General features: G+C 58.1%; 1 rRNA gene. It reads left to right on the top strand.

Going from position 1 to position 817, the window contains the following annotated elements:
- The first annotated feature begins 9 nt into the window (after window positions 1-9).
- Window positions 10-125 (top strand): 5S ribosomal RNA (gene rrf, locus FQ668_RS05320).
- The last annotated feature ends 692 nt before the right edge of the window (window positions 126-817 follow it).

Below are 817 nucleotides of genomic sequence, written 5' to 3' on the forward strand. Positions count from 1 at the left end.
ACAGAATTTCTTGACGACCATAGAGCATTGGAACCACCTGATCCCATCCCGAACTCAGTAGTGAAACGATGCATCGCCGATGGTAGTGTGGGGTTTCCCCATGTGAGAGTAGGTCATCGTCAAGATTCATTTCGCAAAACCCCTATCTGCGTATGCAGGTAGGGGTTTTGTCTTTGTGGGCAATAAAGGAGATGGCACCGGCTTCGCCGGTGTTCGCGGGTAAACCCGCTCCTACAGGGTTCGCGGGTAAACCCGCTCCTACAATGGCCTGTGTCCAACCCCCGATGTGTGTCCACCACCAATCTGTGTAGGAGCGGGTTTACCCGCGAATACGGTAGCGGTGGCGACGGTGAGCGGCGGGTGGAAATTGGCCAGCAGGGCCGGCCTCTTCGCGGGTAAACCCGCTCCTACGACGGCCTGTGTCCACCCTCGATACGTGTCCACCACCAATCTGTGTATGCGCGGGTTTACCCGCGAATACGGTGGCGGCGGCAATGGTGAACGGCAGGTGGGGATTGGCCAGCAGGGCCGGCCTCTTCGCGGGTAAACCCGCTCCTACAGAGGATGGTGCGACGCCAGGCTAGAATGGCCTCCACGAAGCATTAACGTGACTTTCCCGCCCCCCCCCTACGTCAAGACTTTGGTTCGGGGCACTTTTGCTCCTGGACCTGGCGATGCCAGCGTACCGTGCTGCGCATTTCTGGACTTCCACCGTCCCATCACTTGAGGTAGCAAGCAAGATGGCCAAGGCCGCCGATGTCGTTGTGCAATGCCTGGAAAACGAAGGTGTCGAGTATGTATTCGGCATTCCCGGTGA

It is taken from the genome of Pseudomonas sp. Kh14 (assembly GCF_900291005.1).
GTDB classification, from domain to species: domain Bacteria; phylum Pseudomonadota; class Gammaproteobacteria; order Pseudomonadales; family Pseudomonadaceae; genus Aquipseudomonas; species Aquipseudomonas alloputida.